Annotated in this window: 3 protein-coding genes; all 3 read left to right on the top strand. The window is 59.9% G+C overall.

The window, feature by feature from the left end; translation table 11 throughout:
- Positions 1 to 137 precede the first annotated feature (137 nt).
- Positions 138 to 1,235, top strand: coding sequence for a substrate-binding domain-containing protein (locus tag FY112_RS00835; RefSeq protein WP_131629524.1), 1,098 nt, complete (start codon positions 138 to 140; stop codon positions 1,233 to 1,235).
- 95 nt (positions 1,236 to 1,330) lie between these two features.
- The gene (locus FY112_RS00830) at positions 1,331 to 1,669 is read left to right on the top strand and encodes a hypothetical protein (RefSeq protein WP_151517394.1); all 339 of its coding nucleotides are present in this window, start codon (positions 1,331 to 1,333) and stop codon (positions 1,667 to 1,669) included.
- A 328-nt stretch (positions 1,670 to 1,997) separates the two neighbouring features.
- Complete coding sequence (locus tag FY112_RS00825) at positions 1,998 to 3,023, top strand: ABC transporter substrate-binding protein (RefSeq protein WP_151517393.1); 1,026 nt, start codon at positions 1,998 to 2,000, stop codon at positions 3,021 to 3,023.
- The last annotated feature ends 18 nt before the right edge of the window (positions 3,024 to 3,041 follow it).

Genomic DNA, 3,041 nt, shown 5'->3' with positions numbered 1-3,041 from the left:
TGACCCTGCTGATTGCCATCGGCATAGCATGTTACGCCCAGCGCAAGCGCGGAGCTGTGAGGAGGATCACACCCGCATCCAAATGAGGATGCCGGCTGATCCCGGCATTTCATAACAAACAAAATGGAGGAGTGAACATGAAGCGCAGAACGTTATTGCAGGCAACGGTCGCAACCGTCGCCGTTATGCTGAGCATGCCGGCATGGGCCGATTCGATGGCCGACGCCAAAGCCGTGGTCGAAAAATATGCTTCCAAGGTGAGCGCCTGGGATGGCCCGACGAGCGGCCCCAAGGGCGCTGCCGGAAAGAACATCGTCATTCTGGCCGGCGATATGAAAAACGGCGGCATCCTCGGCGTGGTCAATGGCGTTCAGGAAGCGGCAGGCGCGCTCGGCTGGACGGTGAAGGCGCTTGACGGCGCCGGTTCGATCGGCGGACGGACCGCGGCCTTCGGCCAGGCCATGGCGCTGAAGCCGGATGGCATCATCATCAACGGCTTTGACGCGGTCGAACAGAAGCCGGCGATGGAAGCGGCCAAGGCTGCCGGCATTCCGATGGTTTCCTGGCACGCCGCCTCGGCGGTCGGTCCGGTTCCCGAAGTCGGTGTCTTCGCAAACGTGACCACCGATGCGATGGAAGTGTCGAAGTCGGCGGCGGATTGGGCCTTTGCCGATGCCGGCGGCAAGCCGGGCGTCATCATCTTTACCGACTCCACCTATGCGATCGCTATTGCCAAGGCCGATCGCATGAAGAAGGAGATCGAGGATCTGGGCGGCACGGTGCTCGAATATGTCGACACGCCGATCGCCGAAACCTCTCAACGCATGCCGCAGCTGACCACATCGCTTCTGCAGAAGTATGGCGCGAAGTGGACGCATTCGCTGGCGATCAACGACCTCTATTACGACTTCATGGGACCTTCGCTCGCCTCGGCCGGCATTGCAGGCGACGGAAAACCGGTGAACGTCGCAGCCGGCGACGGTTCGGAGAGCGCCTATCAGCGTATCCGCGCCAAGCAGTTCCAGGCCGTCACGGTCGCCGAGCCGCTCAACCTCCAGGGCTGGCAGCTCGTCGACGAATTGAACCGCGCCTTTGCGGGTGCTCCATGGTCGGGCTACGTGTCGCCGCTGCATGTGGTGACCAGCCAAAACGTCGAATTTGACGGTGGGCCGAAGAACAGCTTCGATCCCGACAACGGCTATCGCGATCAATACAAGAAAATCTGGGGCAAATAACCCTCTCAGTCAGGGCTTATCGACCGATATGCCCTGACCTCCCGACACCATACCAACATCGATCCAGCTCCGGCGAGTTTTGGAAAAGAGAACCTATGATCATTCGTTATGCTTTGTTTGAAGGCGAAATCCATCCCGGCAGAGAAGCGGAATTCCGCGAATTCGTGCGGCAACGGCTCGTCCCTCTCTGGACGAAATTTCCGGGCGCCGAGGAAATCCGGGTGCTGGACGGGATGGAGCGCGACGCAGGCGCCCCTGTTTATGCCATGGCGCTCGCCATTCGTCATCCCGATATGGATGCGGTGAACGCGGCACTTCTCTCCGATGTTCGGTCGCAGAGCCGCGAGGTCACCGGCGAACTCCTGCAGCTCTTTACCGGTAAGGTGCATCATCATGTATTCGCGGCCAACGAATACGCGCCGCATATCGCCTGAGATCAGGTGATCCCGACGTCCGCGACGGCCCGGGCGTTTGAAGGGCGACTGCTCCGGTCCTCTGCTCGGCTTAAACAAAAGTAAGGGTTTGAACAAAGACCCATAAAGCGCCCGCGGAGGAGCCTTCCGGGCGCTTTTTCACGTCTGGGCGTCGCCGAGCATCCTTCGAAGGCGCCGGATGCGATCGTTCCGGTTGCCCGACTTTTGAGGACAATTTTCCCTCAGTGCCACTTTCATTAAACTAAATAGTCTATCGATTTAGTAGATTATGTTCCATCTTACCGTGCATCGCTCCTGCAAACAACAATCCGAAACGGGAAGATCGACGATGACATTGGCAAAGACATTCAAAATTGCGTTGTTCAGTCTGCTTGGTCTCAGTGCCATTCACGGTCCGGCGGCAGCCCAGGCAGAGGCTCTCCTCCTTCCCAAGGTGCCGCCAGGCACGGTACTGACGATCGGCGATCCGGTCACCCAGAAAGCGCTCGAAGTGTCCGGCCTCGGCAAGGAGCTCAGTTTCGAGGTCAAATGGGCCAATATCAGCGGCGGGCCGCAGACGTCGGAAGCTTTCCGCGCCCATGCACTCGATGTCGGATCGGTGGCCGAGATCCCCTCCATCTTCGCCAACTGGAACAACCTGCCCGTCCGCAACATCGCCTATCGCGAACGCCGTGACCCGATCGCCAATCCGATCTACCGCTTCGGCATCGCACCAGGCGCGGCCGTCAAGACGCTGGCGGATTTCCGCGGCAAACGCATCGCCTTTAGCCCGGGGCAGGCCCAAGGCACGCTCGTTCTGCGTGCCCTCCATGCCGCAGGCTTGAAGAGCGGTGACGTCACCCTGGTGGAACTGCCGAGCACCAGTGACGTGTACCCGAAGGCATTGGCGAGCAAGCAGGTCGACATCGCACCGCTCGGCGGCGTCTACATCAGGCGCTACATCACCCAATACGGACCCGATGGCGCGACCCTCGTGGAGCATGGCTTGCGGGATGATCCGAGCCATCTTTATGCGCCGCAATGGGTTCTGGATGATCCCGCCAAGGCAGCAGCTCTCGCCGAATATGTTGGCCTGTGGGCACGCGCCACCGAATGGGTGAACCGGAACCCGGATCTCTGGATCAAGGAATATTACGTTGGTCAGCAGGGTCTCAGCCAGGAAGACGGGGAATATCTCGTCAAGCTGACCGGCGAACAGGTCGTTCCCAGCGATTGGAGCGAAGTGAAGAAGCGCCACCAGGAAACCATCGACCTGCTGGCAGACGAGCTCAGCTACGAGCCCCTCAATGTGGAGCAGATTTTCGACAATCGTTTCGAAAAGCTCGGCGCCGCGGCTTTGGCCAAGAGCCAGTAACGCTCGACACCCCTTCGG

This window comes from Rhizobium sp. PEPV16, from assembly GCF_008919455.1.
Lineage (GTDB): Bacteria > Pseudomonadota > Alphaproteobacteria > Rhizobiales > Rhizobiaceae > Rhizobium > Rhizobium leguminosarum_Q.
The sequence above is the reverse complement of the archived record's forward strand: the minus strand, read 5'-3'. Positions and strand labels throughout refer to the sequence as shown.